Annotated in this window: 21 protein-coding genes; 12 read left to right on the forward strand and 9 right to left on the reverse strand. The window is 69.1% G+C overall.

Annotation, left to right across the window (positions count from 1 at the left end; genetic code table 11):
• Positions 1 to 36 precede the first annotated feature (36 nt).
• From L2U69_RS09540 to L2U69_RS09555, 4 genes are all read left to right on the forward strand, one after another.
• Complete coding sequence (locus L2U69_RS09540; RefSeq protein WP_236106578.1) at positions 37 to 237, forward strand: YgaP family membrane protein; 201 nt, start codon at positions 37 to 39, stop codon at positions 235 to 237.
• Between the two features lie 156 nt (positions 238 to 393).
• Positions 394 to 2,157: a bifunctional protein tyrosine phosphatase family protein/NAD(P)/FAD-dependent oxidoreductase gene (locus tag L2U69_RS09545; protein ID WP_236106579.1), complete on the forward strand. Its 1,764-nt coding sequence runs from the start codon at positions 394 to 396 to the stop codon at positions 2,155 to 2,157.
• On the forward strand, positions 2,157 to 2,801 hold the full coding sequence (locus L2U69_RS09550; RefSeq protein ID WP_236106580.1) for an SAM-dependent methyltransferase: 645 nt from the start codon (positions 2,157 to 2,159) through the stop codon (positions 2,799 to 2,801). Before L2U69_RS09545 ends, L2U69_RS09550 begins: the two co-directional genes overlap by 1 nt.
• Before the next feature lie 10 nt (positions 2,802 to 2,811).
• Positions 2,812 to 4,569 (forward strand): SulP family inorganic anion transporter, encoded by a 1,758-nt coding sequence (locus tag L2U69_RS09555; RefSeq protein WP_236106581.1) that lies wholly within the window; start codon positions 2,812 to 2,814, stop codon positions 4,567 to 4,569.
• A gap of 61 nt (positions 4,570 to 4,630) precedes the next feature.
• Here L2U69_RS09555 and L2U69_RS09560 read toward each other — a convergent pair whose 3' ends face one another.
• The 3 genes from L2U69_RS09560 to L2U69_RS09570 are packed head-to-tail and all read right to left on the reverse strand — an operon-like array spanning position 4,631 to position 6,141.
• Positions 4,631 to 5,287: a DUF599 domain-containing protein gene (locus tag L2U69_RS09560; protein ID WP_236106582.1), complete on the reverse strand. Its 657-nt coding sequence runs from the start codon at positions 5,285 to 5,287 to the stop codon at positions 4,631 to 4,633.
• Complete coding sequence (locus L2U69_RS09565; protein WP_236106583.1) at positions 5,287 to 5,703, reverse strand: DUF6691 family protein; 417 nt, start codon at positions 5,701 to 5,703, stop codon at positions 5,287 to 5,289. Before L2U69_RS09565 ends, L2U69_RS09560 begins: the two co-directional genes overlap by 1 nt.
• A 15-nt stretch (positions 5,704 to 5,718) precedes the next feature.
• A complete protein-coding gene (locus L2U69_RS09570; protein ID WP_236106584.1) occupies positions 5,719 to 6,141 on the reverse strand; it encodes a YeeE/YedE family protein in 423 nt (140 codons plus the stop codon).
• Between the two features lie 330 nt (positions 6,142 to 6,471).
• Between L2U69_RS09570 and L2U69_RS09575 the strand changes: the two genes are divergently transcribed.
• The 6 genes from L2U69_RS09575 (at position 6,472) to cydX (ending at position 13,492) form a co-directional block, all read left to right on the forward strand.
• Positions 6,472 to 6,837 (forward strand): hypothetical protein, encoded by a 366-nt coding sequence (locus L2U69_RS09575; RefSeq protein WP_236106585.1) that lies wholly within the window; start codon positions 6,472 to 6,474, stop codon positions 6,835 to 6,837.
• 303 nt (positions 6,838 to 7,140) lie between these two features.
• Positions 7,141 to 8,871, forward strand: a complete 1,731-nt coding sequence (gene cydD, locus L2U69_RS09580) for a thiol reductant ABC exporter subunit CydD (RefSeq protein WP_268967336.1) — start codon at positions 7,141 to 7,143, stop codon at positions 8,869 to 8,871.
• On the forward strand, positions 8,853 to 10,541 hold the full coding sequence (locus tag L2U69_RS09585) for an amino acid ABC transporter ATP-binding/permease protein (RefSeq protein ID WP_236106587.1): 1,689 nt from the start codon (positions 8,853 to 8,855) through the stop codon (positions 10,539 to 10,541). The genes cydD and L2U69_RS09585 overlap by 19 nt, the downstream gene beginning before the upstream one ends.
• A gap of 75 nt (positions 10,542 to 10,616) precedes the next feature.
• Positions 10,617 to 12,194 (forward strand): cytochrome ubiquinol oxidase subunit I, encoded by a 1,578-nt coding sequence (locus L2U69_RS09590; RefSeq protein ID WP_236106588.1) that lies wholly within the window; start codon positions 10,617 to 10,619, stop codon positions 12,192 to 12,194.
• A gap of 5 nt (positions 12,195 to 12,199) precedes the next feature.
• Positions 12,200 to 13,354 carry a cytochrome d ubiquinol oxidase subunit II gene (gene cydB / locus L2U69_RS09595; RefSeq protein WP_236106589.1) on the forward strand — a complete coding sequence of 385 codons (1,155 nt, stop codon included), beginning with the start codon at positions 12,200 to 12,202 and terminating at the stop codon, positions 13,352 to 13,354.
• Positions 13,355 to 13,372: 18 nt separating this feature from the next.
• Entirely contained in the window at positions 13,373 to 13,492 is a 120-nt protein-coding gene (gene cydX, locus L2U69_RS09600) for a cytochrome bd-I oxidase subunit CydX (protein ID WP_236106590.1), read from the forward strand.
• A gap of 31 nt (positions 13,493 to 13,523) precedes the next feature.
• On the opposite strand, the gene L2U69_RS09605 is transcribed toward cydX, so the two are convergent.
• Entirely contained in the window at positions 13,524 to 14,816 is a 1,293-nt protein-coding gene (locus tag L2U69_RS09605) for a putative bifunctional diguanylate cyclase/phosphodiesterase (protein ID WP_236106591.1), read from the reverse strand.
• A gap of 149 nt (positions 14,817 to 14,965) precedes the next feature.
• Complete coding sequence (ctrA, locus tag L2U69_RS09610; RefSeq protein ID WP_236106592.1) at positions 14,966 to 15,682, reverse strand: response regulator transcription factor CtrA; 717 nt, start codon at positions 15,680 to 15,682, stop codon at positions 14,966 to 14,968.
• A 221-nt stretch (positions 15,683 to 15,903) separates the two neighbouring features.
• Here ctrA and fliI point away from each other — a divergent pair, with 221 nt between their 5' ends.
• Positions 15,904 to 17,238 carry a flagellar protein export ATPase FliI gene (gene fliI, locus L2U69_RS09615; RefSeq protein ID WP_268967337.1) on the forward strand — a complete coding sequence of 445 codons (1,335 nt, stop codon included), beginning with the start codon at positions 15,904 to 15,906 and terminating at the stop codon, positions 17,236 to 17,238.
• Positions 17,228 to 17,653 carry a flagellar FliJ family protein gene (locus L2U69_RS09620; protein ID WP_236106593.1) on the forward strand — a complete coding sequence of 142 codons (426 nt, stop codon included), beginning with the start codon at positions 17,228 to 17,230 and terminating at the stop codon, positions 17,651 to 17,653. The genes fliI and L2U69_RS09620 overlap by 11 nt, the downstream gene beginning before the upstream one ends.
• A gap of 21 nt (positions 17,654 to 17,674) precedes the next feature.
• On the opposite strand, the gene L2U69_RS09625 is transcribed toward L2U69_RS09620, so the two are convergent.
• From L2U69_RS09625 to flhA, 4 genes are read right to left on the reverse strand one after another with little or no spacing between them, the layout of a single operon-like run.
• Positions 17,675 to 19,192, reverse strand: a complete 1,518-nt coding sequence (locus tag L2U69_RS09625) for a hypothetical protein (protein ID WP_236106594.1) — start codon at positions 19,190 to 19,192, stop codon at positions 17,675 to 17,677.
• A 13-nt stretch (positions 19,193 to 19,205) separates the two neighbouring features.
• Positions 19,206 to 20,033, reverse strand: a complete 828-nt coding sequence (locus L2U69_RS09630) for a MinD/ParA family protein (RefSeq protein ID WP_236106595.1) — start codon at positions 20,031 to 20,033, stop codon at positions 19,206 to 19,208.
• Entirely contained in the window at positions 20,030 to 21,151 is a 1,122-nt protein-coding gene (locus L2U69_RS09635) for a flagellar biosynthesis protein FlhF (RefSeq protein ID WP_236106596.1), read from the reverse strand. The genes L2U69_RS09630 and L2U69_RS09635 overlap by 4 nt, the downstream gene beginning before the upstream one ends.
• 15 nt (positions 21,152 to 21,166) lie before the next feature.
• Positions 21,167 to 23,275, reverse strand: coding sequence for a flagellar biosynthesis protein FlhA (gene flhA / locus L2U69_RS09640; RefSeq protein WP_236106597.1), 2,109 nt, complete (start codon positions 23,273 to 23,275; stop codon positions 21,167 to 21,169).
• Positions 23,276 to 23,288 lie beyond the last annotated feature (13 nt).

A 23,288-nucleotide genomic window follows, 5' to 3' on the forward strand; every position in this document is an offset into this window, starting at 1 on the left:
ACGGCACGCCCCGAGCGCAAGGAAAGGTCCACCGCCATGGAACGCAACGTCGGAACCGTCGATCGGGTGCTGCGCCTCGCCGCCGCCGTGATCCTGCTGTCGCTGCTCTTCCTCCTCGAGGGCAACGCGCGGTGGATCGGGCTGGTCGGCCTGGTGCCGCTGTTCACCGGCGGCACCGCCTGGTGCCCGCTCTACACGCTGTTCGGCATCCGGACCTGTCCGGTCGCCAAGCGCTGATCCCCAGGGCCGCTCTCCCCACCCCCCGCGGCCCGGCCCCGGCACCGTCTCGATGGCGGTGCCGGGTGCCGTTCGGGGACCCGGCCGCCCGTGAATGTGCCGAGCCGGTGAGTTTGCCGAACCCTTTCGAACGATAATCAAGCGAGGAACGCCCCGATGGACAGCCTGAAGAAACTGACGCCCTTCCTTTCCGTCGCCCCCCAGATCACCACCGGCGATGTCGGAAGCCTGTCCGCCCTGGGCTTCCGGGCGATCATCAACAACCGGCCCGACGGCGAGGGGCCGGGGCAGCCCCCGTCGGCCGAAATCGCCGAAGCGGCGAAGCGCCTCGGCCTCGACTACCGCCATATCCCCGTGGTTTCCGGCCAGGTGACGGACGAGGCGGTGGCGGCCTTCACCGCCGCCCTCGAAGAGGTGAAGGGCCCGGTTCTCGCCTTCTGCCGCACCGGCACCCGCTCCACCACCCTCTGGGCGCTGTCCGAAGCCCATCACCTCTCGACCGACGCCATCGTCGAGGCGGCGGCGGGGGCCGGCTACGATCTGGCGAACCTGCGCACCCGCCTCGATGCGACGGCTTCCGCCGGCCAGCCGGGTGGCGGCGAGGTCCTGCCCTTCACCCGCTCCACCAGTTTCGACGTGCTGATCATCGGCGGCGGTGCCGCCGGCTGCGCCACCGCGGCCAGCATCCGCCGCCGCCGCCCGTCGCTGTCGATCGCGATCGTCGAGCCCAGCGACAAGCATTACTACCAGCCGGCCTGGACCCTGGTCGGCGGCGGCGCCTTCGACCGGGCCAAGACCGAACGCTCGATGGAGCGGGCGATCCCCAATGGCGTGCGCTGGATCCGCGCCGCCGCCGCCGGCTTCGAGCCCGACCGCAATCTCGTCGTCCTGGAGGACGGCACCCGTCTCGCCTATCGCACCCTCGTGGTGGCGCCCGGCCTGCAACTGCGCTGGGACCTGATCGAGGGCCTGTCGGAGACGCTCGGCAAGAACGGCGTGACCTCGAACTATCTGTTCGATCTGGCGCCCTATACGTGGGAACTGGTGCAGGGCCTGAAGAAGGGCAAGGCGATCTTCACCCAGCCGCCCATGCCGATCAAATGCGCCGGCGCGCCGCAGAAGGCGATGTATCTGTCCTGCGACCACTGGCTGAAGAGCGGCGCCCTGAAGGATATCGACGTCGAGCTCGACAATGCCGGTGCCGTGCTCTTCGGCGTCGGCACCTTCGTGCCGCCGCTGATGAAATACGTCGAAAAATACGGCGCCCATCTCGCCTTCAACTCGAACCTGAAGGCGATCGACGGTGCCGCCAAGACCGCCTTCTTCGACGTCAAGGCGGCCGACGGCACGGTCGCCCGCGTCGAGAAGAAATTCGACATGATCCACGTCGTGCCGCCGCAGACCGCGCCCGAATTCATCCGCAATTCGCCCTTCGCCGATGCCGCCGGCTGGGTCGACGTCGATCAGGAGACGCTGCGCCACAAGCGTTACGGCAATGTCTTCTCGCTGGGCGACGCCTCCTCGGCGCCCAATGCCAAGACCGCGGCGGCGGTGCGCAAGCAGGCGCCGGTGGTGGCCGAGAATGTGCTCGCCGTCCTCGAGGGCAAGAGCCCGCACGCGGTCTACGACGGCTACGGCTCGTGCCCGCTGACGGTCGAGAAGGGCAAGGTGGTGCTGGCCGAATTCGGCTATGGCGGCAAGCTGCTGCCGACCTTCCCGATGGATCCCGCGGTGCCCCGCCGCACCGCCTGGTTCCTGAAGGCCAGGATGCTGCCGACGCTCTATTGGGACGTCATGCTGAAGGGCCACGAATGGCTGGCGAAGCCGACCATCCTGCCCCACGAGCCGCAGGAGCGTGAGGAGAACCCGTCGCTCGACGATTGCGCCAAGTCGAAGCGCGTGGGCGGGGGCGCGTCGTGATGGCGCAGGCCGTCACCCGGGCGACCGGCGCGAAGGCGCCCGTCTCGACGGCCCCCGACTGGGACGCCCGCTTCGGCTCGGACGAGGCTTTCTACGGCCTCGCCCCGTCCGGCTTCGTCATGGACTGTGCCCTGGCCCTGCCGGCCGGGGCGCGGGTGCTCTGTCTCGCGGAAGGTCAGGGGCGGAACGCGCTGGCCCTGTCCGCGCGCGGCTTCGAGGTGACGGCGCTCGACCTTTCCGCCGTCGCCTGCGAGCAACTGCGTGACAGGGCGCGGGCGCTGCGCCTGCCGGTCACCGTGCGCCAGCAGGATCTCGGTCTCTGGACGCCGGCGCCGGGCAGTGCCGATGCCGTGGTCGCGGTCTATGCCCATATGCCGCGCGCGCTCCGCCGTCAGGTCCACGCCATGATGATCCGGGCGCTCGCCCCGCGCGGCCTCGTCGTGATCGAGGGCTTTCGCAAGGAACAGCTCGGCCGCCAGTCCGGCGGTCCGAAAAACCCCGACTGGCTCTATGGGGTCGAGGATCTGCGCGAGGATTTCGCCGCGCTGACCATCGAGCATCTGGCCACGCCCGACATCGTCCTGGACGAGGGCCGGGGCCACCGCGGTCCGGCCGCCGTCGTCCAGTTCCGGGCCCGTAACTGAGGAATTCTTCATGCCGTCCCGCCTGATCCGCGCGCTGCCCTTCCTCGAATGGGCGCGCGAATACCGACGCGACACCCTGGTCAGCGATCTGGTCGCGGCCGTGGTGGTCACCATCATGCTGGTGCCGCAGAGTCTCGCCTATGCCATGCTCGCCGGCCTGCCGCCCCATATCGGTCTCTATGCCTCGATCCTGCCGCTGGTCGCCTACGCCCTGTTCGGCACCAGCCGGGCGCTCGCGGTCGGGCCCGTCGCCGTCGTCTCGCTGATGACCGCGACCGCGGTCGGCGGCATCGCCGCCACCGGGACCGAGGATTATCTGGCGGCGGCCATCGTGCTCGCCATGGAATCGGGTGTGATCCTGATCGCGCTCGGCGTGCTGCGCCTCGGCTTCCTGGCCAATTTCCTGTCCCATTCGGTGATCTCGGGCTTCATCACCGCGTCCGGCATCCTGATCGCGACCAGCCAGTTGAAGCATCTCTTCGGCGTGAGGACCAAGGGCGACACCATGCCCGATCTGGTCGGCCAGCTCGTCTCCTCGATCCCCGACATCAACTGGATCACCCTGGTGATCGGCGTCCTCGCCACCGGCTTCCTGTTCTGGGTGCGCAAGCAGTTGAAGCCGCTGCTGCGCCGGATCGGCCTCGGCCCGCTCGCCGCCGACATCGTCGCCAAGACGGGGCCGGTGGTCGCCGTCATCGTCTCGATCGTCGCCGTCGCCGGCCTCTCCCTCGACGCCGAGGGGGTGAAGGTGGTCGGCGCCATTCCGGGCGGCCTGCCGCCCATGGGCCTGCCCCTGCTGAACCCCGATCTCTGGATCGATCTCTTCGTGCCGGCGCTGCTGATCTCGATCATCGGCTTCGTCGAATCGATCTCGGTCGCCCAGACCTTCGCGGCCAAAAGGCGCCAGCGCGTCGACGCCAATTCGGAACTGGTCGGTCTCGGCGCCGCCAATGTCGCCTCGTCCCTGACCGGCGGCTTTCCGGTGACCGGCGGCTTCTCGCGCTCGGTGGTCAATTTCGATGCCGGCGCCCAGACCCCCATGGCCGGCGTCTTCACCGCCGTCGGCATCCTGGTGACCACCCTGTTCCTGTCCCATCTCTTCGCCAAGCTGCCCCAGGCGGTGCTGGCCGCGACCATCATCGTCGCCGTCCTGTCGCTGGTCGATCTCGGCGCCGTGAAGCGGACCTGGGACTATTCCAAGGCCGATGCCGTCGCCATGGCGGTGACCATCGTCGTCGTGCTCTTCGTCGGGGTCGAGATCGGTGTCGTCGCCGGCGTCGCCGTCTCCCTGGCGCTGTTCCTGTTCCGCACCAGCCGGCCCCATATGGCGATCGTCGGGCGCGTGCCGGGGACCGAGCATTTCCGCAACGTCGAGCGTCACAAGGTAGTCGAAAGCGAAGCGGTGCTGACGGTCCGCGTCGACGAAAGCCTCTATTTCGCCAATGCCCGCTTCCTCGAGGACCGGATCTACGACCTCGTCGCCAGCCGCGCCGAGGTGAAGCATGTCGTCCTGATGTGCTCGGCCGTGAACATGATCGACGCCAGCGCCCTCGAAAGCCTGGAGGCGATCGCCGAGCGCCTGAAGGCGGCGGGCGTGAAATTCCATCTGTCGGAGGTGAAGGGCCCGGTCATGGACCGTCTGAAGCGGACCCATTTCCTCGACCATCTGACCGGCGAGGTGTTCCTGTCCCAGCAGGCGGCGATGCGGGCGCTGGATCCCGGCACCTGCGGCCCCGGACCGGCGGCCGAGGCTCGCCTCGTCTCCTGACCGTCGCGTAACGAAAAGGGCCCGGCCGAGAGAATCGGCCGGGCCCTTTTCGCATGGAATGTCAGTCGTTCCGGTGGGGCGCGCCGCGATCGAACCAGCGCAGGGTGAGGATGATGACGCCGGCGCCGAAGACGACGGCCATGGGCTCCAGGATCCCGGCGATCAGGGGCGCCAGATAGATCAGGGTGCGCAGGCTGTCGCTGTAGTAGCGCCCGGCCAGCGCGACATAGCGCTTCGCCTGGCGGCGGTCGTCGTCGGTCGCATGGCCGCCGAAGCCGGCCAGATAGCCGAGATGGTTGTAGAAGCGTGCCGACTGGGTGGCGAACAGGAAGGATGTGAACAGGGTCGCGACCAGGAGGCCGCCGACCGCGAGCTGGATCGGATGGACCGCGGTCTCGCCCGGGCCGACCGCGACCTTGAGCGCCAGATGGACGGCGACCGGGCCGATCAGGCTGATGGTGCCCATCAGGGCGATCACCGTCGTCGAGGCGACGATGGTCGCGGCCATCAGGGAATTGCGGATGGTCTGGACCGCGATGATCTCCTGCCCGGGCCGGGCGAAGATCGAGTCCAGCCAGCGCTCGCGCATGGTGATATGGCGCTGGCGGGCGGTCTGGCGGTGGCGCTGGAAGGTTTCGAAGCCGGCGATCAGCAGGGTGCCGGCGCCGAGCGACGCCCAGCGCAGGCCTTCCACAACGTCGGGCGGAATGGCCGCCATCAACCCCTGGCCTTGATCACGCGCACCACGACCATGCCGGCGGCCATGGAAGCGACAAGGGCGACCACGGGCAGGGCGCCCGAGACCAGGGACGACAGCGCGGGCCCGGGGCAATAGCCGGCGAGGCCCCAGCCGATGCCGAAGAGGGCGGCGCCGGCGACGAGGTTCAAGTCGATGTCCCTGCGGGTCGGGATCTGGAACGCGCCGGCCAGCACGGGGCCGCTGCGGCTCAGCACCAGCTTGTAGCCGATGAAGGTGACGATCACGCCGGCGCCCATGACGAAGGCGAGGGAAGGATCCCAGTCGCCGGCCAGATCGAGAAAGCCGAGAACCTTGGCGGGATCGGTCATGCCGGCGACGGCGAGACCGAGGCCGAAGATGAGGCCGATGACGAGGGCGGTGAGAATGCGGGCCATGGCGGCGTTTCCCGATCAGAACAGGTGGCGGACGACGAAGACGGTGGCGACACCGGTCGCCATGAAGGTGGCGACGGCGACCAGGCTGCGGGGCGAGAGCCGCGAAAGGCCGCAGATGCCGTGGCCGGACGTGCAGCCCGAGCCGAGCGCCGTGCCGATGCCGACCAGAAAGCCGCCGACGATCATCATGGGCAGGTCGACGGTCGGGGCGCCGATGCCGGTGTCGCCGGTCAGAAGCCCGAGCAGCAAGGGCCCGCCAAGGAGGCCGACGACGAAGGCGAGGCGCAGCGCGGCCTCGCCGCCCGTGGCGGGGGCCGGCGGCAGCAGGCCGCCGAAAATGCCGCTGATGCCGGCGATACGGCCCAGCATCGCCATCATGAGGACGGCGGAAAATGCGATCAGCGCACCGCCCAGGGTGGGCAACAGAAACTGGCTCATGTCGGGTTCTCTGGCTGGTGGAATCGAGGTCCGGCTTCCGGAATTTCATTATATATAATCGTAAAGTTTAAAAAATTCCAGCGCGGAACGCACCCGCGTCCGAAACCGTCGCCCGATGTTCGCGGTCATCCCATATTGCGGTACGAGCCCTTGAGAACATTCGGTTTTCAGCCGATTCCGCGCCTGCGACGCTTTGATCCGCGACGATGTGACATGTGCCGTTCTGTCCCATTCAGCCTGGATGGGGAGAGGCATATGGTTTCGCTATCGATGAAGTGGAGAACCGACGTGACGGTCGTCCGCAGGTCCAGACGCACAGCATGGCGCCCGATGCCGGCGCTGGCGGCGCTCTTTGCCCTGCTGGTCCATCTCGTCGCGCCGCTGTCCCCGATGTCGGGCGCCCGGAACACCGCGGACCGCGCGCTTGCCCTGGCCTTCGCGGACTTGTGCGGCTTCGGCGCGGCGGCGCCGGCGGGCGGCAAAGCGCCGACCGACCGGCAACCTGTCGGCCGCACCCCTCACTGCCAAGTCTGCTTCACCATGGAGCACGGCGGTAACTTCGTCGCCCCCGTGCTCGCCGCGCTGGCCGTGCCCGGGCGGCATGGCGATCCGGAATGGATACAGCAGCCCCTCTCTGCTCCGTTCCTGGTCCATGCCGTCGGCGTCCAGCCGAGAGGGCCCCCGACCGTCGGGTGACGCCGAACGCGTCCTTCCCGCCGACCGAGTCCCGCGTCTCCGCGCGGTCGTCGACGCCGAGCGGTCCCTCCACCCTCCGTTTTCCGTCCTGCACACAGATCCGATGCGCCCGCACAGGGAAACGCGCCACCGCCCGGTTTCCGCAGTCCCGCGGCGCGTGCGATGCAGAAATACCGGAATGCGGGTGTTGATCGTGATCAATGAAGTCGCAGGCAGGGCGTGTAGCCTTGCCCGGAAGTTCTTCAAAGCATAACGTAACTTCAAGAATTATTCGAAGTTACGGAACCATGCAAAGCCGCTTACATGAAACCGTACTCGCAACGCCGATCGCCTTCTTCTCCCCCGGGGGAAGCTGATTTCCGCCGGGAAACCGCGACGGCCGAAGGGCGGGGTGCGGTCGATGGCGGATCCCTTCTGTCCATGCTCGCCGCCTTCGTCTGGCTGCCCCAGGCGGGCTTCATCGCCCTTGCCGTGCAACGGCTGGCGGATGGCGGCGGCGTCGATGCCGTGCTGTGGCCGGCGGTCGCGGTCGGTCTCCTCGGCGTGCTGCGTGCCGCGCTCGATGCCCTCGGCGCCCGGCTTTCCTACCGCAAGGCCCGGCATGTGCTGAGCGCCGCGCGGGCCCGGGCGGTCGATGTTCTCGCCGCCGGCTCGCCGCTCGACACGCGGCGCCATCCCGCCGGTCTCGCCGCCAGCGTCATCGCCGAACAGGCGGAAGCGGTGCTGCCCTATCTGTCGCGCTACAAGCCGGTGCGGATGCGCGTGATGGTGCTGCCCTTCGTCATCGCCGGCGCGGTCTTCTTCTTTTCCTGGACGGCGGCCCTGATCCTCCTGGTCGCGGCGCCGCTGATCCCCCTGTTCATGGCCCTGGTCGGCTGGCGCGCCAAGGCGGCGAGCGAGGCCCAGCTGGCGGAGATGGGCGACATGAACGCCTTCCTGCTGGACCGCCTGCGCGGCCTTGCCACCATTCGCGGCCTCGGCGCGGTCGAGACGACGGCGAATCGGGTCCACGGCGCCGCCGTCAGCCTGAAGGAGCGCACCATGGCGGTGCTGCGCATCGCCTTCCTGTCGTCCGCCGTCCTCGAACTCTTCTCCGCCCTCGGCGTCGCCATGGTCGCGGTCTATGTCGGCTTCCATCTGCTCGGCCAGATCGGTTTCGGCGCCTGGGGCGGCACCCTCGGCCTCGGCGAGGCGCTGTTCGTGCTCCTCCTGGCGCCGGCCTTCTTCGAGCCGCTGCGCGATCTCTCCGCCGTCTGGCACGACCGTGCCGCCGGTGTCGCCGGCCTTGCCGCGCTGGACGGCCTGATGGCGCCGGGGCTCGAGATGCCGGGCGCGCTTTCGGCCGGAAGCCGGGTGCCTGCCCGCGCCGGTGCGCTGTCGGTGGACCTGCGCGGCCTCTCCTTTGGTCACGAGGGCGCGCCCGCCCCGGTCTTCGATCATTTCGACCTGCATGTCCGCCCGGGGGAGAGAATCGCCGTGCTCGGCCCCAGCGGCGCCGGCAAATCGACCCTGCTGTCGCTGATCGGCGGGCTGGCCCCGGCTTCGGGCGGGCGCATCGCCATCGGCGACCGTCTGATGACCGCCGAAACGGCGGCGGATCTGCGCCAGGGCATGGCCTGGATCGGCCAGCGGCCGCATTTCTTCGCCGGCACGCTGCGCGCCAATATCGCCCTCGGCCGGCCCGAGGTGGATCTGGCCACGGTCGAGACGGCGGTGGCCGAGGCGGCGCTCCAGCATGTCGCCGGGCCGGGTGCCGCGCGCGATCTCGGCGAAGGCGGCCTCGGCCTTTCGGGCGGGGAGGCGCTGCGCCTCGCGCTCGCCCGGGCCGCCGCCACCCCCGGCCTCGGTCTCGTGCTGGCGGACGAGCCGACGGCGCATCTCGACCGCGAGACGGCGGCAGAGGTCACGGCCGGCCTGCTGCGCCTGACCGAGGGCGTCACCCTGATCGTCGCGACCCATGACCCGGCGCTGGCCGCCGCCATGGACCGCACCATCCGTATCGGCGGGAGGTCGACATGCCAAGCCGTCGCCTGATCCACACCCTGGCGGATCTGCTGGCCCTGGCCGACCGGCGGCAATTGCTGCTGGGTGCCGTGCTGTCGGTCGTCACCGTGCTTGCCGGCATGGCGCTGCTCGGCCTGTCGGGCTGGTTCATCACCGCGACCGCGCTGGCCGGGCTGATCCCGGCGACGGCGCTCGCCTTCGACGTCTTCGCGCCCGCCGCCGCCATCCGCCTGCTGGCGATCGGGCGCACCGGATCGCGTTATGGCGAGCGGCTGGTGACCCATGACGCCACCCTGTCGCTGCTGGCCCATCTGCGCGCGCGCCTGTTCCGGGGTTTTGCCCGGCCGGCGGCGGCGCGCGACCTGCTGGCCCGCCCGGCGCGCCTGCTGTTCCGCCTGACCAACGACATCGATGCCCTCGACGGGCTCTATCTCCGCCTGATGGTGCCCTTCTCGGCCGCCTTCGGCGCGACGCTGGCCGCCGGTACCGCCCTCGGCCTGCTGGCGCCCTGGCTCGGCCTCGGGCTGGCGCTGTTCCTCGGCGGCATCGGCATCCTGGTGCCGGTCGCGACCGCGCTCGCCGGGCGCCGGCCGGCGCGGCGCCGCGCCCATGGGCTGGAGGCGCTGCGCGCCCGCACCATCGATCTCGTGGACGGCCAGACCGAACTGGCCATGGCCGGCCGCCTCGCCGCCCAGCGCGATGCGGTCCGCCGGGCCGATGCCTATCTGGCCGATGCCGACGATCGCCTGAACCGGATCGAGACCGGCGCCGGCCTCGCCTTCGGCATCGCCGGCAGCCTCGCCCTCGCCCTGGTGCTGGCGGGGGCCGGCCTTCTGGTTGAAGCGGGGCGCATCGACACGCCGCTGGCCGCCTTCGCCCTGCTGATCGCCGTCGCGGTCATGGAACCCTTCGGCGCGCTGCGCCGGGGCGCGGCCGAGATCGGACGCACCCTGCTGGCCCTCGATCGTCTCGGTCCCCGGATCCGGGACGGTGCCGAGATGCCGGTGCCGGCGCGGCCCGACGGCTCGACCGCCGTCCTCCTGGACAATGTCGATTTCGCCCATGAGGGCGTGGCGCGACCGGTTTTCACCGCCCTCGATCTGCGGATCGAGGCGGGCGAGACCGTCGCCCTGATCGGGCCGAGCGGGGCCGGCAAATCCAGCCTTCTCGCCCTGATCGCGGGCGAGGCCACGCCCCGGTCCGGGCGCTGCGCGGTCCGGCCGACGGCGCTGCTGACCCAGCGCAGCGAATTGTTCCGCGACACATTGGCCGAGAACCTGCGCCTCGCGGCGCCCGACGCGGACGAGGCGCGCCTCTGGGCCGCGCTGACGGCGGCCGGGCTCGCGGGCGATGTCGGCGAGATGGCCGACGGTCTCGAAACGCGGCTGGGCGACGGCGGGCTCGGCCTTTCGGGAGGGCAGGGGCGTCGCCTCGCGCTCGCCCGCATGTTTCTCCGAAACGCTCCGGTCTGGCTCCTGGACGAGCCGACCGAGGGCCTGGATCGGGAAACCGCCGTCGACGTGCTCGCTCGGGTCCGGGCGGCGGCGGCGGGACACACGCTGCTTCTCGCCACCCATCTGCGGCGCGAGGCGGCGATCGCCGACCGTCTGCTGATGGTCGGCGGCGGCGGAATCAGCCGGGAGGCCCGTCGGGGCGAACCGGCTTTCGAAGAGATGCTCGCCGGCCTTCGGGCCGGTTGAGAGCGAGGTTGCGTAACGCCCGGCGACGGGCACGGCCAACTGGAGGGCGCCGGAGGGATGCCGGCGTGAAATGACATGGAACTGGACATCGTAGGCCTTTCGCGACTGCAGTTCGCGATGACGGCCCTCTATCACTTCCTCTTCGTGCCCCTGACGCTCGGGCTGTCGATCCTGCTCGCCATCATGGAGACGGTCTATGTCATGACCGGCCGTCCGATCTGGCGTCAGATGACCAAGTTCTGGGGCACGCTGTTCGGCATCAACTTCGTGCTCGGCGTCGCGACCGGCATCGTGATGGAATTCCAGTTCGGCATGAACTGGTCCTACTACAGCCATTACGTCGGCGACATCTTCGGGGCGCCGCTGGCGATCGAGGGCCTGATGGCCTTCTTCCTCGAGGCGACCTTCGTCGGCCTGTTCTTCTTCGGCTGGGACCGGATGTCCAAGGTCGGTCACCTGACCGCGACCTGGGCGGTCGCGCTCGGCTCGAACCTGTCGGCGCTGTGGATCCTGATCGCCAACGGCTGGATGCAGAACCCGGTGGGTTCCGTGTTCAACCCGGTGACCATGCGCATGGAGGTGAACAACTTCTTCGAGGTGCTGTTCAATTCCGTCGCCCAGGCGAAATTCGTGCACACGGTCTCGGCCGGTTACGTCACGGCCTCGATCTTCGTCCTCGGCGTCTCGGCCTGGTACGCGCTGAAGGGCCGCCATATCGATCTCGCCAAGCGTTCGATGACGGTCGCCGCCTCCTTCGGCCTCGCCGCCTCGCTCTCGGTCGTCGTGCTGGGTGACGAAAGCGGTTACCTCGCGACCGAGCATCAGAAGATGAAGCTGGCCGCCATGGAAGGCATGTGGGAGACGGAAGAGGCCCCCGCCGCCTTCAACCTGATCGGCTTCCCCGACCAGGAAGCGCGCGAGACCCACTACACGGTGAAGATCCCGGCCGTCATGGGCCTGATCACCACCCGCAGCCTGACCGAGGAACTGCCGGGCATCAAGGAACTGGTGGGCAAGGCGGAGGGCCGCATCCAGCGCGGCATCGTCGCCTATGACGCGCTCCAGACGATCCGCGCCGCCGGCAGCACGGATGCCGTCGATCCGGCGGTGAAGGCCGCCTTCGAGGACAATGGCGCCGATCTCGGCTATGCGCTGCTGCTCAAGCGTTACGTCGACGATCCGCGCGCGGCGACCCCGGCGCAGATCGAACAGGCGGCCTGGGACACGGTGCCGGAAGTCTTCCCGCTGTTCTGGTCCTTCCGCATCATGGTCGGGCTCGGCTTCTTCTTCATCCTGCTGACCGGTGTCTTCTTCGTGCTGTCGACCCGGCGCACGCTGCTGAAGCGGCGCTGGCTGCTGCGCCTTGCCGTGTTCTGCATCCCGCTGCCCTGGCTCGCGGCGGAACTCGGCTGGTTCGTCGCCGAATTCGGCCGCCAGCCCTGGATCATCGAAGGGGTGCTGCCGACGGCGGCGGCGGTCTCCAGCCTGGGCGCCGGCACCTTGCTGCTCACGCTGGTCGGCTTCGTCGCCATCTACAGCGTGCTCATCGTCATCGAAATGGGGCTGATGCTGAAGGCCATCCGCAAGGGGCCTGAAGAGGACGTCGACCCGCAGGCCGAGCTGGTCTCGCCTGCCATCGTGCCCGCGGAGTAACGACCATGATCCTTCACACGCTTCTCGACTACGAAACCCTGCGCCTGATCTGGTGGGTGCTGCTCGGCGTCCTCCTCATCGGCTTCGCGGCGACCGACGGCTTCGATCTCGGCGTCGCCACCCTGCTGCCCTTCGTCGGCCAGACCGACGTCGAGCGCCGGGTCGTCATCAACACCGTCGGCCCGGTCTGGGAAGGCAATCAGGTGTGGCTGATCCTGGGCGGCGGCGCCATCTTCGCCGCCTGGCCGCCGCTCTACGCCGTGTCGTTCTCGGGCTTCTACCTGGCGATGTTCGCGACCCTGTTCGCGCTCATCCTGCGGCCCGTGGGCTTCAAGTACCGCTCGAAGCGCGAAAGCGCGACCTGGCGCAGCGGCTGGGACTGGGCGCTGTTCGTCGGCGGTTTCGTGCCTTCGCTGATCTTCGGCGTCGCCGTCGGCAACGTCCTCCAGGGCGTGCCCTTCCGGCTCGACGACGATCTGCGGATCTTCTACGACGGCACCTTCTTCGGCCTGCTGAATCCCTATGCCCTGCTGTGCGGCCTGCTGTCGGTCGCCATGCTGGTCATGCACGGGGCGGCCTGGCTGGTGATGAAGACCTCGGGCCGGGTGGCGGATCGCACCCGCACCTTCGGCACGGCGGCGGCCTTCGCCACCTTCGTGCTCTACGCCCTCGGCGGCATCGCCCTCTACTTCCTGGTGGACGGCTATGCGGTCACCTCGGGCGGCGACATGGCGGGTCCGTCCAACCCGCTGCTGAAGACGGCGGCGGTGCTGCCGGGCGCCTGGTTCGCCAATTACGGCGCCTATCCGCTGCTGCTGATCGCGCCCGCGCTCGGCCTGCTCGGCGCCTTCCTCGCCTTCGTCGGTTTCGGGGCGAAGCGGCCGGGCGTGACCTTCACCGGGTCGTTCCTGTCGATCTTCGGCATCATCTCCAGCGTCGGCGTCTCGATGTTTCCCTTCATCCTGCCGTCGTCGGTGGACCCCCGTGCCAGCCTGATGGTCTTCGACGCCTCGTCGAGCCATCTGACCCTGTTCATCATGCTGGTGGTGACCCTGATCTTCCTGCCGCTCGTGCTGGCCTATACCGCCTGGGTCTACAAGATCCTGTGGGGCAAGGTCGAGCCGTCGGACATCACCCGCAAGGGCGGTCACGCCTACTGAGCCAGAGGAGAACGAGAGATGTGGTATTTCGCCTGGTTGCTCGGCCTGCCGCTGGCCGCCGCCTTCGCCGTCCTGAACGCCATGTGGTACGAGCTGATGGAAGACGAAGCGAACAAGCGCAAGCTCGCGGGCAAGTGACGCCCGCGTGACCGGACCCCGCGGCGGCCCTTCAGGTCGCCGTGGGCAGCCGGTACAGCTTGTCCTGGAGCCAGAGGAACAACTCGCTCTCGGGCAGGGCCCGGGACAGGTAGTAGCCCTGATAGACGTCGACCCCGAGCGACGCGAGGTCCGCCGCCTGGGCGGCCGTCTCCACCCCTTCCGCGATGATCTGCAGGCCGAGCGCGTGACCGAGTTCGATGGTCGCCCGGATGATCACCCGCGCGATCTTCGACATCGCCAGTTCGCAGACGAAGGAGCGGTCGATCTTCAGGCCGCTGACCGGGAAATGGCGCAGCCGGTGCAGCGACGAATAGCCCATGCCGAAATCGTCGATCGAGACCTTCACGCCCATGGTGCGGAATTCCGCCAGCAGGGCGGAGGCCGCCAGCATGTCCTCCGCGATCGTCGTCTCGGTCATCTCGATCTCGAGCCAATGGGGCGGGATGCCGCTGTCGCGCAGCACGTCGCGCACGGTCAGGACATAGGTGCTGGCGTCGAGTTCGTTGGCGGAGGCATTGACGGAAACCGTGAAATCGGTGCCGAAGGCGGTATTGATGCGCTTGATCGCGGCGCAGGCGCGTTCCACGACCCAGACGTCGATCTCGCGGATCAGGCCGCTCTCCTCCGCCAGGGGGATGAAGCTGGCGGGGGCGACCAGGCCGTGGCCCGGCCGATGCCAGCGCAGCAGGGCCTCGAAGCCCACAAGTTCGTTGCCCGGCAGCTTGGCCTTCGGCTGCAGGAAGATCTCGAATTCGCCCCGTTCCAGGGCATTGCGCAATTCGCCGTTGATCGCCGCGCGGTCCTGGGCGGTGCGGCTCACGTCCTCGTCGAAATAGGCGACGGCGAGGTGATGGCGCGCCGCGACGTTGAGCGAGGTGATGGCGCGCGACAGCAGTTCCTCGGCCGAGGCGCCATGGTCCGGCGCCAGCACGACGCCCATGCGCAGATCGATGCGCACCGGATGGCCGGCGATGTCGATCGGCAGCATCATGGCCGCCATCGCCCGGTCCACGATCTGGCGGACCTTCAGGTCGACGTCCGCCTCGCCGTCGACCAGGGCAAAGAATTCGTCCGCGAAGAAATGGCCGATGGCGATTTCGTGCAGCCGCTCCGCCAGGCGCTCGCCGAGGCCGGCGATGGCCCGGTCACGGCCCGACAGGCCGTGCAGATCCTCGATTGCAGACAGGCCGTTGATCTTGAACAGGACGAGGCCGAGACGCGCGTCGGTAGCGCGGCGGTCGAGGGCGTCGATCAGCCACCGGCGATCGAAAAGGGAAGGCAGGTGTTCCGCCTTGGCGATCATGATTCCCACATCGTGAACAAACTGTCCTGTCCTCTGCCCGAAAGGCGAGGGTATTTGATGTCACAATTCCCTGGCTGTCGATCCGGTTATTGGCCGAAAAATTCAACTTTCGATTGAATTGCGCCCTGCCAAGGCTGGGGATGGATGGATCAGGCGGTACGCGTCTTGCCGGCCGGCGCTTCCTCGTCACCGGCGGAATCGCGCAAGACATAGCCCCGGCCCCAGACCGTCTCGATGTAGTTGTCGCCGCCGGTCGCCTGCGCCAGCTTCTTGCGCAGCTTGCAGATGAAGACGTCGATGATCTTCAGTTCGGGCTCGTCCATGCCGCCGTAGAGATGGTTGAGGAACATCTCCTTGGTCAGGGTGGTGCCCTTGCGCAGCGACAGCAGCTCGAGCATGCCGTATTCCTTGCCGGTCAGATGCACCGGCCGTCCGTCCACCTCGACCGTCTTGGCGTCGAGGTTCACGGTCATGCGGCCGGTCTTGATCTGGGACTGGGAATGGCCCTTGGAGCGCCGCACGATGGCATGGATGCGCGCCACCAGTTCCTCCCGGTGGAAGGGCTTGGTGACATAGTCGTCCGCGCCGAAGCCGAGGCCCTTCACCTTGGAGTCGAGGCCGCCGATGCCGGTCAGGATCAGGATCGGGGTTTCGACGCGCGATGCCCTCAGCTTCTTCAGGACGTCGAAGCCGCTCATGTCCGGCAGGTTCAGGTCCAGGAGGATGATGTCGTAGTCGTAGAGCTTGCCGAGATCGAGCCCTTCCTCGCCGAGATCCGTCGCATAGACGTTCAGCCCTTCGGAACCGAGCATGAGCTCGATGCTCTTCGACAGTTGAGGATCGTCCTCGATCAGTAGAACACGCATTGGACCTCCCCCCGCGCGTCGCGCCGCCTCGTCAACGATTTACAAAGGTTAATGTGCCCGCCGGTGCCGACGAATGCAACCGGATAGACTGCAATTTTCTTCGCGTGGTTCTTTTTCGGCAATGCCGCATGCCGCTCCGGACCGGGCGTGCTTTACCGCCGGTTAAGGATCCCGGGCGCACACTCCTGCGGCTGTCCGCCCATCGTCCCGGAGCCGGCCCGTTGCAAGCCCTGATCGCCGAAATCGCCGCCATGTCCACCACCACCCGCTTCGCCCGGGTCGTGGCCGTGCAGGGCCTGGTGGTCGAAGTGGCCGGGGTCAAGGGCATGGTCGGCATCGGCTCGCGCATGCGCCTCGTCGGGCGCGACGGGCGCGAGACCCTGGCGGAAGTCGTCGGCTTTTCCGAAACAAGGGCGCTGGCCATGCCCTTCGGCCCGATCGACAGCGTGGGCATGGGCTCGCGCGTGATCATCGAGGACGGCACGGCGGCGGTCTTTCCCTGCGATCAATGGCTGGGCCGGGTCGTCGACTCCCTGGGGCGCCCGGTCGACGGCGGCGGCGAACTGCCGCGCGGCGCCGAAGCCTATCCCCTGCGCCGCCAGCCGCCGCCCGCCCATCAGCGAAAGCGCGTCGGCGCCAAGATCGAACTCGGCGTCCGCGCCCTGAACACTTTCCTGTCGTGCTGCCGGGGCCAGCGCATGGGCATCTTCGCCGGTTCCGGCGTCGGCAAATCCTCGCTGCTCTCCATGCTGGCGCGCTATTCGGGGGCCGACGTCATCGTCATCGGCCTGGTCGGCGAACGCGGCCGCGAGGCCCGCGAATTCATCGAGGACGATCTGGGGCCGGAAGGCCTCGCCCGGTCGGTCGTCGTCGTCGCCACCTCGGACGAAAGCGCCCTCATGCGCCGCCAGGCCGCCCATATGACCCTGACCGTCGCGGAATATTTCCGCGACCAGGGCAAGGACGTGCTGTGCCTGATGGATTCGGTCACGCGCTTCGCCATGGCCCAGCGCGAGATCGGCCTTTCGGGCGGCGAGCCGCCGACCTCCAAGGGCTATACGCCGACCGTCTTCGCCGAACTGCCCAAGCTTCTGGAACGCGCCGGGCCCGGCACCGGCAAGGGCTCGATCACCGGCCTCTTCACCGTGCTGGTCGAGGGCGACGATCACAACGAGCCGGTGGCGGACGCGGTGCGCGGCATCCTGGACGGCCATATCGTGCTGGAACGCGGGATCGCGGAACGCGGCCGCTTTCCGGCGGTGAACATCCTGCGTTCCGTCAGCCGCACCATGCCGGGCTGCAACACGCCGGAACAGAATGCCCTGGTCAGGACCGCTCGGCGTTACATGGCGGCCTATGAGGACATGTCGGAGATGATCCGCCTCGGCGCCTATCGCCAGGGCGCCAACCCGGAAGTCGACACGTCCATCGAACTGCATCCCGCCCTCGAGGCATTTCTCTCCCAGGGCAAGGCGGAGGAGGCGAGCCTGGACGAGGGCTATGCCGCGCTCGCCGAGATCCTGGCCCCGGTGATGGAGGCGGACGATGGCGAATAAGCGCGGCCTGCCGACCCTGATCCGCCTGCACCAGCGCCAGCTCGACGAAAAGCGCCGCGTGCTGGCCGAGCTGGAACAGATGCGCGCCGAGATGGATCACAAGATCCTGCTGCTCGACGCCGAGATCGAACGCGAGCGCAAGGCCGCCGGCGAAGGGCCGGAGGCGCTGCGCCAATTCACCCGCTATCTGGCGGGCGCGCGCCAGCGCCGCCAGACCATGCTGCGCACCATCGACGAACTCGTACCCCGGATCGAGGCGGCGGCCAATGCCGTCGCCATCGCCTTTCAGGACGTGAAGCGTTACGAAATCGCGGTCGATCTCAAGGCGCGCCAGCGCCGCGCCGCCGCCGATCGCGAGGAACAGGGCGAATTGGACGAGATCGCGCTGGTCCAGCACCGCCGGCGCCCGACCTGACGCATCAGGCTTCCCGAGGCATCAGGCCTCGATCGAAATCCCGCCGCCCTTCCGGGCATCGGCATCGCTGCCGAAATCGATGTTGCCGAGCGGATTGTCCTCCACCTGGAAGGTCAGCGTGCCGGCGAGGCCCGAGAGGCCGAGCACGGCGCCGTAGCGCCCGGTCAATTCGTCGCGCAATCCCTCGTCCAGGGCCGTGCGGCTGCGCAGCAGGGTGTCGATCCGGCCTTCCTGGGCGAAGCCGTCGATCATCAGCGGGCCGAGGCGGCTGAGTTCGACCCGGACGACGAAGCGCGAGCGCCCGCCTTTCGACGATCCGCGTTGCGTTTCGTCGCCACCGGCCGGGGCCTCTTCGGAATCTGAAGACGCCTGGCGGTGGACGAACAGCGTGACGGGTACGATCTCGCGCCCGTCGAAGAAGGGCAGGGGCACGACGCGCCAGCCGCCGGGCGTATCCTCGGCCGTCGCCGCCTTGGCGAATTCGGTCAGTGCCGCGCCGGCGCGCAACAGGGGCGCGGGGCCCGCCCGCGACAGCACCCGCGTCTCGCGCTCGGGGCCGATGAAACGTCGGAAATCACGGAATTTCAGGGCCGCACCCAGCAGGGCCACGGACAATCCCTGACCGCCTTCCTGGGCGAGGCCGGGGACGAGGCGTGCCAGCGCCGGCAGGACCGCGTCCCTTTCCGCCAGCAGGGGCGCCAGGGTGGTGACGGCATCGCGCCCGGCGACGAATTCCTGCACCACGGTCGGCGCCGAGGCGACGGTGGGCACGCCCGGGGACTTGGCGGTCGCCGCCGGGCCGGCCGCGGCCATGGGGCGCCGATCCACCACTTCGAGCAGCAGCCTGGTGCCGGTGGCGATGGCGGGCGGCGCGTCGGCGATGGTGACGGCACTGCCGTCGGCGGCCCGCAGGGTCAGGCTGACCGTGCCGTCGGGCAGGGGGCGCCGTGCCGTCACCAGGGCCGGCAGGACCTTGCCCTCCGCGCCGCCGGCAGTGCCGACATGGACCGCCAGGGAGGCGCGGGTGGCGCCGTCGGCCGACATCTGCACGGCGCGATAGAGGGTACGGTCCGCCATGGCCTCGCCCGTCGGCGGGGCGTTGCCGAGAAACTGCAGGTCGAAGCGCCCGGAGAGGCCGCGCGCCGCCGCGCCGCGCAGCATGACGGAGAGCAGCTCGCCCGATCCGATCACCTCCAGCGACAGCGGGGCGCCCGGCGGCGGCAGCGCGACGCCGTCGTCGGTGACGGCGAACATGCCGGCATTGGTGATCACGGTCGGGCGGCCGGCCTCGTCCGGACCGCCGGTCAGCGCTTCCAGGATCAGACCGGGGTCGAGGCGCAGCAGTTCGGCGGCGAGCCGCACGGCGGGGCCCGACAGGGGATGGGGCTGGGGCGGGGCCGCGCCGGGATCGCCCTGGTTCGGCGCGCCGCCCTGCTGGCGCAGGCGGGCCGCGCCGGGATCCAGCGACTGGCGCGCATTGTCCGTCGCCGTGCCGAGGCGCGGCGTGGCCAGCGGGCCGTTCACCGGATCGGTGGCCACCGGTGCCTCGCGGTCAGGCCGGCGTCGCCTTGGCCAATTGGCCGGCCAGGGCTTCGACGTCGGCGGCGGCGTCCGCGTTCGGATGGCGGGTCAGGAACGGCGTCTGGTAACGGATGGCGTCCTTCACCTTGGCGTCTCGGCGGATGATGCCGGCCAGCGGCGGCGAGAATTTCAGGAAGCTCTCGCAGGCGCGTTTCAGGGTGCCGTAGGTGCGCTCGCCCTCGGTCCTGGAACTCGCCATGTTGACGACGACGCGCATGTCCGGGCGCGGCGTCAGCCGGTTTGCCACCTTGATGAAGGCATAGGCATCGGTCAGGGAGGTCGGCTCGTCCGTGACGACGACGAGGACGGTGCCGCCGATCGAGGCGAGCACGAGTTGGGTCGTGTCGATGCCGGCGCCGATGTCGACGATGACGTCGTCGTAGCGCGGCGCGATGTCGAGGACGCCCTGGCGCAGCGACGCCACTTCCTGGCGGGTCAGGGACGACAGCGCGCCGGAGCCCGATTTGCCGGCGATGACGTCGAAGCCGGTCGAATCGACATGGGTGACGGCGGCACCGACATCGGCGCCGCTGGCGACCACGGCGCCCAGGTCCTGTTCGGGCATCAGGCCCAACTGGATGTCGACATTGGCGAGGCCGAGGTCGCCGTCGAACAGCAGCACGCGCTGGCCGGCGCGGGCCAGCGCATGGGACAGCGTGATGGCCAGCCAGGTCTTGCCGACGCCGCCCTTGCCCGAGGCGATGGCCGTGATGCGACGCGCCTCGTTCCGCCGCTGGGCGGCACCGAGGGACGAATTGCCGGGGGACGGATTCAGGGCGACGATGGATTCGGTGTTCATTGGGCGGCCTCCTCGAGGGAAGGATCGGCTTCGATGTGGTCGTAGTCCTGCATGATCAGGCGGGCGAGGTCGGCGGCGCCGATGGGGCGCAGGCCCTGGCCGACGAAGGGGCTGGCGCTGACTTCCGCGATGGCGAGGCCGCCGGCCTCCGCCGCCGCGATCAGGCTGCCCAGGCGCCGTGTCGCGTCCAGCCGGGTCACGATCATGCGCCGTGCCCCCAGGCGGGCGAAGGCGCGGGCCGTGTCCATGGCGTCATGGGCGTCGGTGCCGGCCGCCATCACCATCACGGGTTCGACGTCGGCGGCGGCGAGAAGACGGGTGAGTTGGGTCATTTCCTGTTCGTCGAAGGGATTGACCCCGGCGGTGTCGATCACGGCGCGGCGCGCGCGGGCGCCGCCGTGTTCGGTCTTCGCCAGTTCCGCCGGATTGGCGGCAAGCCCGAGGGGCTGGTTCATCGCCCGCAGATAGGCTTCGAGCTGGGCCGTGGCGCCCGCCTTCAGGGTGTCGGTCGAGACGACGCGCAGCGGCGCCCCGGCGGCGGCGGCGCGCGCCGCGATCTTGGCGGTGACCACGGTCTTGCCGACGCCCGGCGTGCCAACAAGCATGATCGAGCGGGTCGGCGGATCGGCCAGGGGCTGGAAGCGCAGCAGGGTCGAGAAGGCGTGGGTCAGCGCGTCGGACGGCGTGCCGCCCTCGAAGGCGGCGGCGATCCGGACCAGCCGCTCGACCTGGCGCCGGGGCGTGCGGTGATAGTCGAGGGCGCGGGTGATCTGGCGCGAGAAGGCGTCCCGCGTCTGGCTTTCCAGGGGGGCGCTGCGAGTCGGCTCGTTGATCTGCGCCAGGCGGTCGGCCAGCAGCGACTCGATCGGGTCCGAACCTTCCGGGCGGTGGCGCGCGAAGGGATCGGGGCGCCGGCCCAGGGCGTCGCGCGGGTCGGGCGGGGGGGGAGCGTGCAGGGGCTCGGGCGCGGGCGGCGGATTCTCGATCGCCGCCACCACCTCGACCTTGCCGCGCGCGGCACGCCTGGTCGAGACGATGATGGCGTCGGGGCCCAGAACCTTGCGGATCTCGGCCATGGCGTCCGCCATGCTGTCGGCGTGGAAGGTGCGAAGCCGCAACGCTCAGTCCCTCCGTCAGATCTGGCCGAGCGTGCGGATGCGCGCGCGGGGGTGGATTTCATTCTGCGACATGACCACCGTCTGCGGCCGGAAACGTTCGACGATGGACCGGACATAGGGGCGGATCGCCGGGCTGGTCAGCAGCACCGGCAGTTCACCGTCGGCGGCGATCCGGTCGAAGGCCTGCTTCACCGCCTGGATGAATTGCTGCAGCCGGGTGGGGGCCAGCGTCAACTGCTTTTCCTCGCCCGGGCCGATCAGGGCCTCGGCGAAGGCCTGCTCCCAGTCGGGTGACAGCGGCAGCAGCGGAATATAGCCGCTGGGGCCGGTGTTGGAGAAGGAGATCTGGCGCGCCAGGCGGCTGCGCACATGCTCGGTGATGACCATGATGTTCTGGCTGTAGCCGACCGCCTCGCCGATGCCTTCCAGGATGGTGGGCAGGTCGCGGATCGAGATCCGTTCGGACAGCAACTGTTGAAGGACGCGCTGCACGCCTGCCAGGGTGAAGCGCGACGGAATCAGGTCCGAGACCAGCTTCTGCTGCGGTTTCGGCAATTCGTCGAGCAGCTTCTGGGTCTCGGCATAGGACAACAGTTCGGCCATGTTGTCCTTGATCATCTCGGTCAGATGGGTGGTCACCACGGTCGCGGGATCGACCACGGTCAGGCCGCGGAACTGCGCCTCCTCGCGCAGCGAGGGATCGACCCAGGTGGCGGTCAGGCCGAAGGTCGGCTCCACCGTCGGCTCGCCCGGCAGGCTGACCGGCTCGCCCCGGGGGTCCATGACCAGCAGCATGTGGGGGCGGATGTCGCCCTTGCCCGCCTCCATCTCCTTCAGCCGCAGGACATAGGTGTTGGACGGAAGCTGGACGTTGTCGAGGATGCGGACGGACGGCATCACGAAGCCCATCTCGGCCGCGATCTGGCGGCGCAGGGCCTTGATCTGGTCGGTGATGCGCGGCCCCGAGGTATCGTTGATCAGGGCGATCAGGCCATAGCCGAGTTCGAGGCGCAGGCTGTCGATCGCGAGCGCCGAGGAGATCGGCTCCTCCGCCGGCACGGCGCGCTTCTGCTCGGTCTCGATGCGGCGGGTCTCCGCCGCCGCCTCGGCCGTCTGCTTGCGCTCGATCCGGAACGCGGCATAGCCGGCGCCGGCGGCGAGGATCAGGAAGGGCAGCGCCGGCATGCCGGGCAGCAGCGCCAGCACGAAGGCGAGCGCGGCGGCCATGCCCATGGCCCGGGCGGAACCGCCCAACTGGCCGAACAGGGCCTTGTCGGCGCTGCCCCGCGTGCCGCCCTTGGTGACCATCAGGCCGGCGGCGGTCGAGACGATCAGGGCCGGGAACTGGGAGACCAGGCCGTCGCCGACGGTCAGGGTCGAATAGGTGCGCATGGCATCGCCCGCCGACATGTCGGCCTGCATGGTGCCGATGACGATGCCGCCGATCAGGTTGATCGCGGTGATCAGCAGGCCGGCGACGGCATCGCCGCGCACGAATTTGGCGGCACCGTCCATGGCGCCGAAGAAGGTCGATTCCTGTTCCAGCTCGGTGCGGCGCTTGCGCGCCTCGTTCTCGTCGATGATGCCGGCCGAGAGATCGGCGTCGATCGCCATCTGCTTGCCGGGCATGGCGTCCAGGGTGAAGCGCGCCGCGACCTCGGCGATGCGGCCCGAACCCTTGGTGATGACGACGAAGTTCACGATCACCAGGATCGCGAAGACGATGACGCCGATCAGGAAGTTGCCGCCCATGATGAGGCCGCCGAAGGCGCCGATGACGTCGCCGGCGGCATGGGTCCCCTCGTGGCCGAATTCGAGGATGAGCCGCGTCGACGCCAGGTTCAGCGACAGCCGCAACATGGTCGCGATCAGCAGGACGGTCGGAAAGGCCGAGAAGTCGAGCGGCTTCTCGATGAACAGCGACGTCATCAGGATGAGCACGCTGAGGGTCACCGACAGCGCCAGGGCGATGTCCAGCAGCCAACTCGGCATCGGGAAGATCAGCACGGTCAGGATGACCGTGACGCCCGCCGCCAGCATGATGTCGCCGCTGCGCAGCGTCGTCTGCAGGCGGTTCAGGAACCCCTGGACGTCGAAGCTTCTGCCGTTGTTCGCGTCGCTCATGGCGCCTTCCGGG

This window comes from Zavarzinia marina (genome assembly GCF_021568905.1).
Lineage (GTDB): Bacteria > Pseudomonadota > Alphaproteobacteria > Zavarziniales > Zavarziniaceae > Zavarzinia > Zavarzinia marina.

Bases quoted from the DNA above. Each gene is read 5' to 3' on its own strand.
- L2U69_RS09575 (WP_236106585.1), top strand. From the start codon at position 6,472: ATGCCGGCGCTGGCGGCGCTCTTTGCCCTGCTGGTCCATCTCGTCGCG.
- L2U69_RS09550 (WP_236106580.1), top strand. From the start codon at position 2,157: ATGGCGCAGGCCGTCACCCGGGCGACCGGCGCGAAGGCGCCCGTCTCG.
- L2U69_RS09585 (WP_236106587.1), top strand. From the start codon at position 8,853: ATGCCAAGCCGTCGCCTGATCCACACCCTGGCGGATCTGCTGGCCCTG.
- cydD (WP_268967336.1), top strand. From the start codon at position 7,141: ATGAAACCGTACTCGCAACGCCGATCGCCTTCTTCTCCCCCGGGGGAA.
- L2U69_RS09540 (WP_236106578.1), top strand. From the start codon at position 37: ATGGAACGCAACGTCGGAACCGTCGATCGGGTGCTGCGCCTCGCCGCC.
- L2U69_RS09570 (WP_236106584.1), bottom strand. From the start codon at position 6,141: ATGAGCCAGTTTCTGTTGCCCACCCTGGGCGGTGCGCTGATCGCATTT.
- L2U69_RS09565 (WP_236106583.1), bottom strand. From the start codon at position 5,703: ATGGCCCGCATTCTCACCGCCCTCGTCATCGGCCTCATCTTCGGCCTC.
- L2U69_RS09590 (WP_236106588.1), top strand. From the start codon at position 10,617: ATGGAACTGGACATCGTAGGCCTTTCGCGACTGCAGTTCGCGATGACG.
- cydB (WP_236106589.1), top strand. From the start codon at position 12,200: ATGATCCTTCACACGCTTCTCGACTACGAAACCCTGCGCCTGATCTGG.
- L2U69_RS09545 (WP_236106579.1), top strand. From the start codon at position 394: ATGGACAGCCTGAAGAAACTGACGCCCTTCCTTTCCGTCGCCCCCCAG.
- L2U69_RS09620 (WP_236106593.1), top strand. From the start codon at position 17,228: ATGGCGAATAAGCGCGGCCTGCCGACCCTGATCCGCCTGCACCAGCGC.
- L2U69_RS09630 (WP_236106595.1), bottom strand. From the start codon at position 20,033: ATGAACACCGAATCCATCGTCGCCCTGAATCCGTCCCCCGGCAATTCG.
- L2U69_RS09555 (WP_236106581.1), top strand. From the start codon at position 2,812: ATGCCGTCCCGCCTGATCCGCGCGCTGCCCTTCCTCGAATGGGCGCGC.
- ctrA (WP_236106592.1), bottom strand. From the start codon at position 15,682: ATGCGTGTTCTACTGATCGAGGACGATCCTCAACTGTCGAAGAGCATC.
- flhA (WP_236106597.1), bottom strand. From the start codon at position 23,275: ATGAGCGACGCGAACAACGGCAGAAGCTTCGACGTCCAGGGGTTCCTG.
- cydX (WP_236106590.1), top strand. From the start codon at position 13,373: ATGTGGTATTTCGCCTGGTTGCTCGGCCTGCCGCTGGCCGCCGCCTTC.
- L2U69_RS09605 (WP_236106591.1), bottom strand. From the start codon at position 14,816: ATGATCGCCAAGGCGGAACACCTGCCTTCCCTTTTCGATCGCCGGTGG.
- L2U69_RS09560 (WP_236106582.1), bottom strand. From the start codon at position 5,287: ATGGCGGCCATTCCGCCCGACGTTGTGGAAGGCCTGCGCTGGGCGTCG.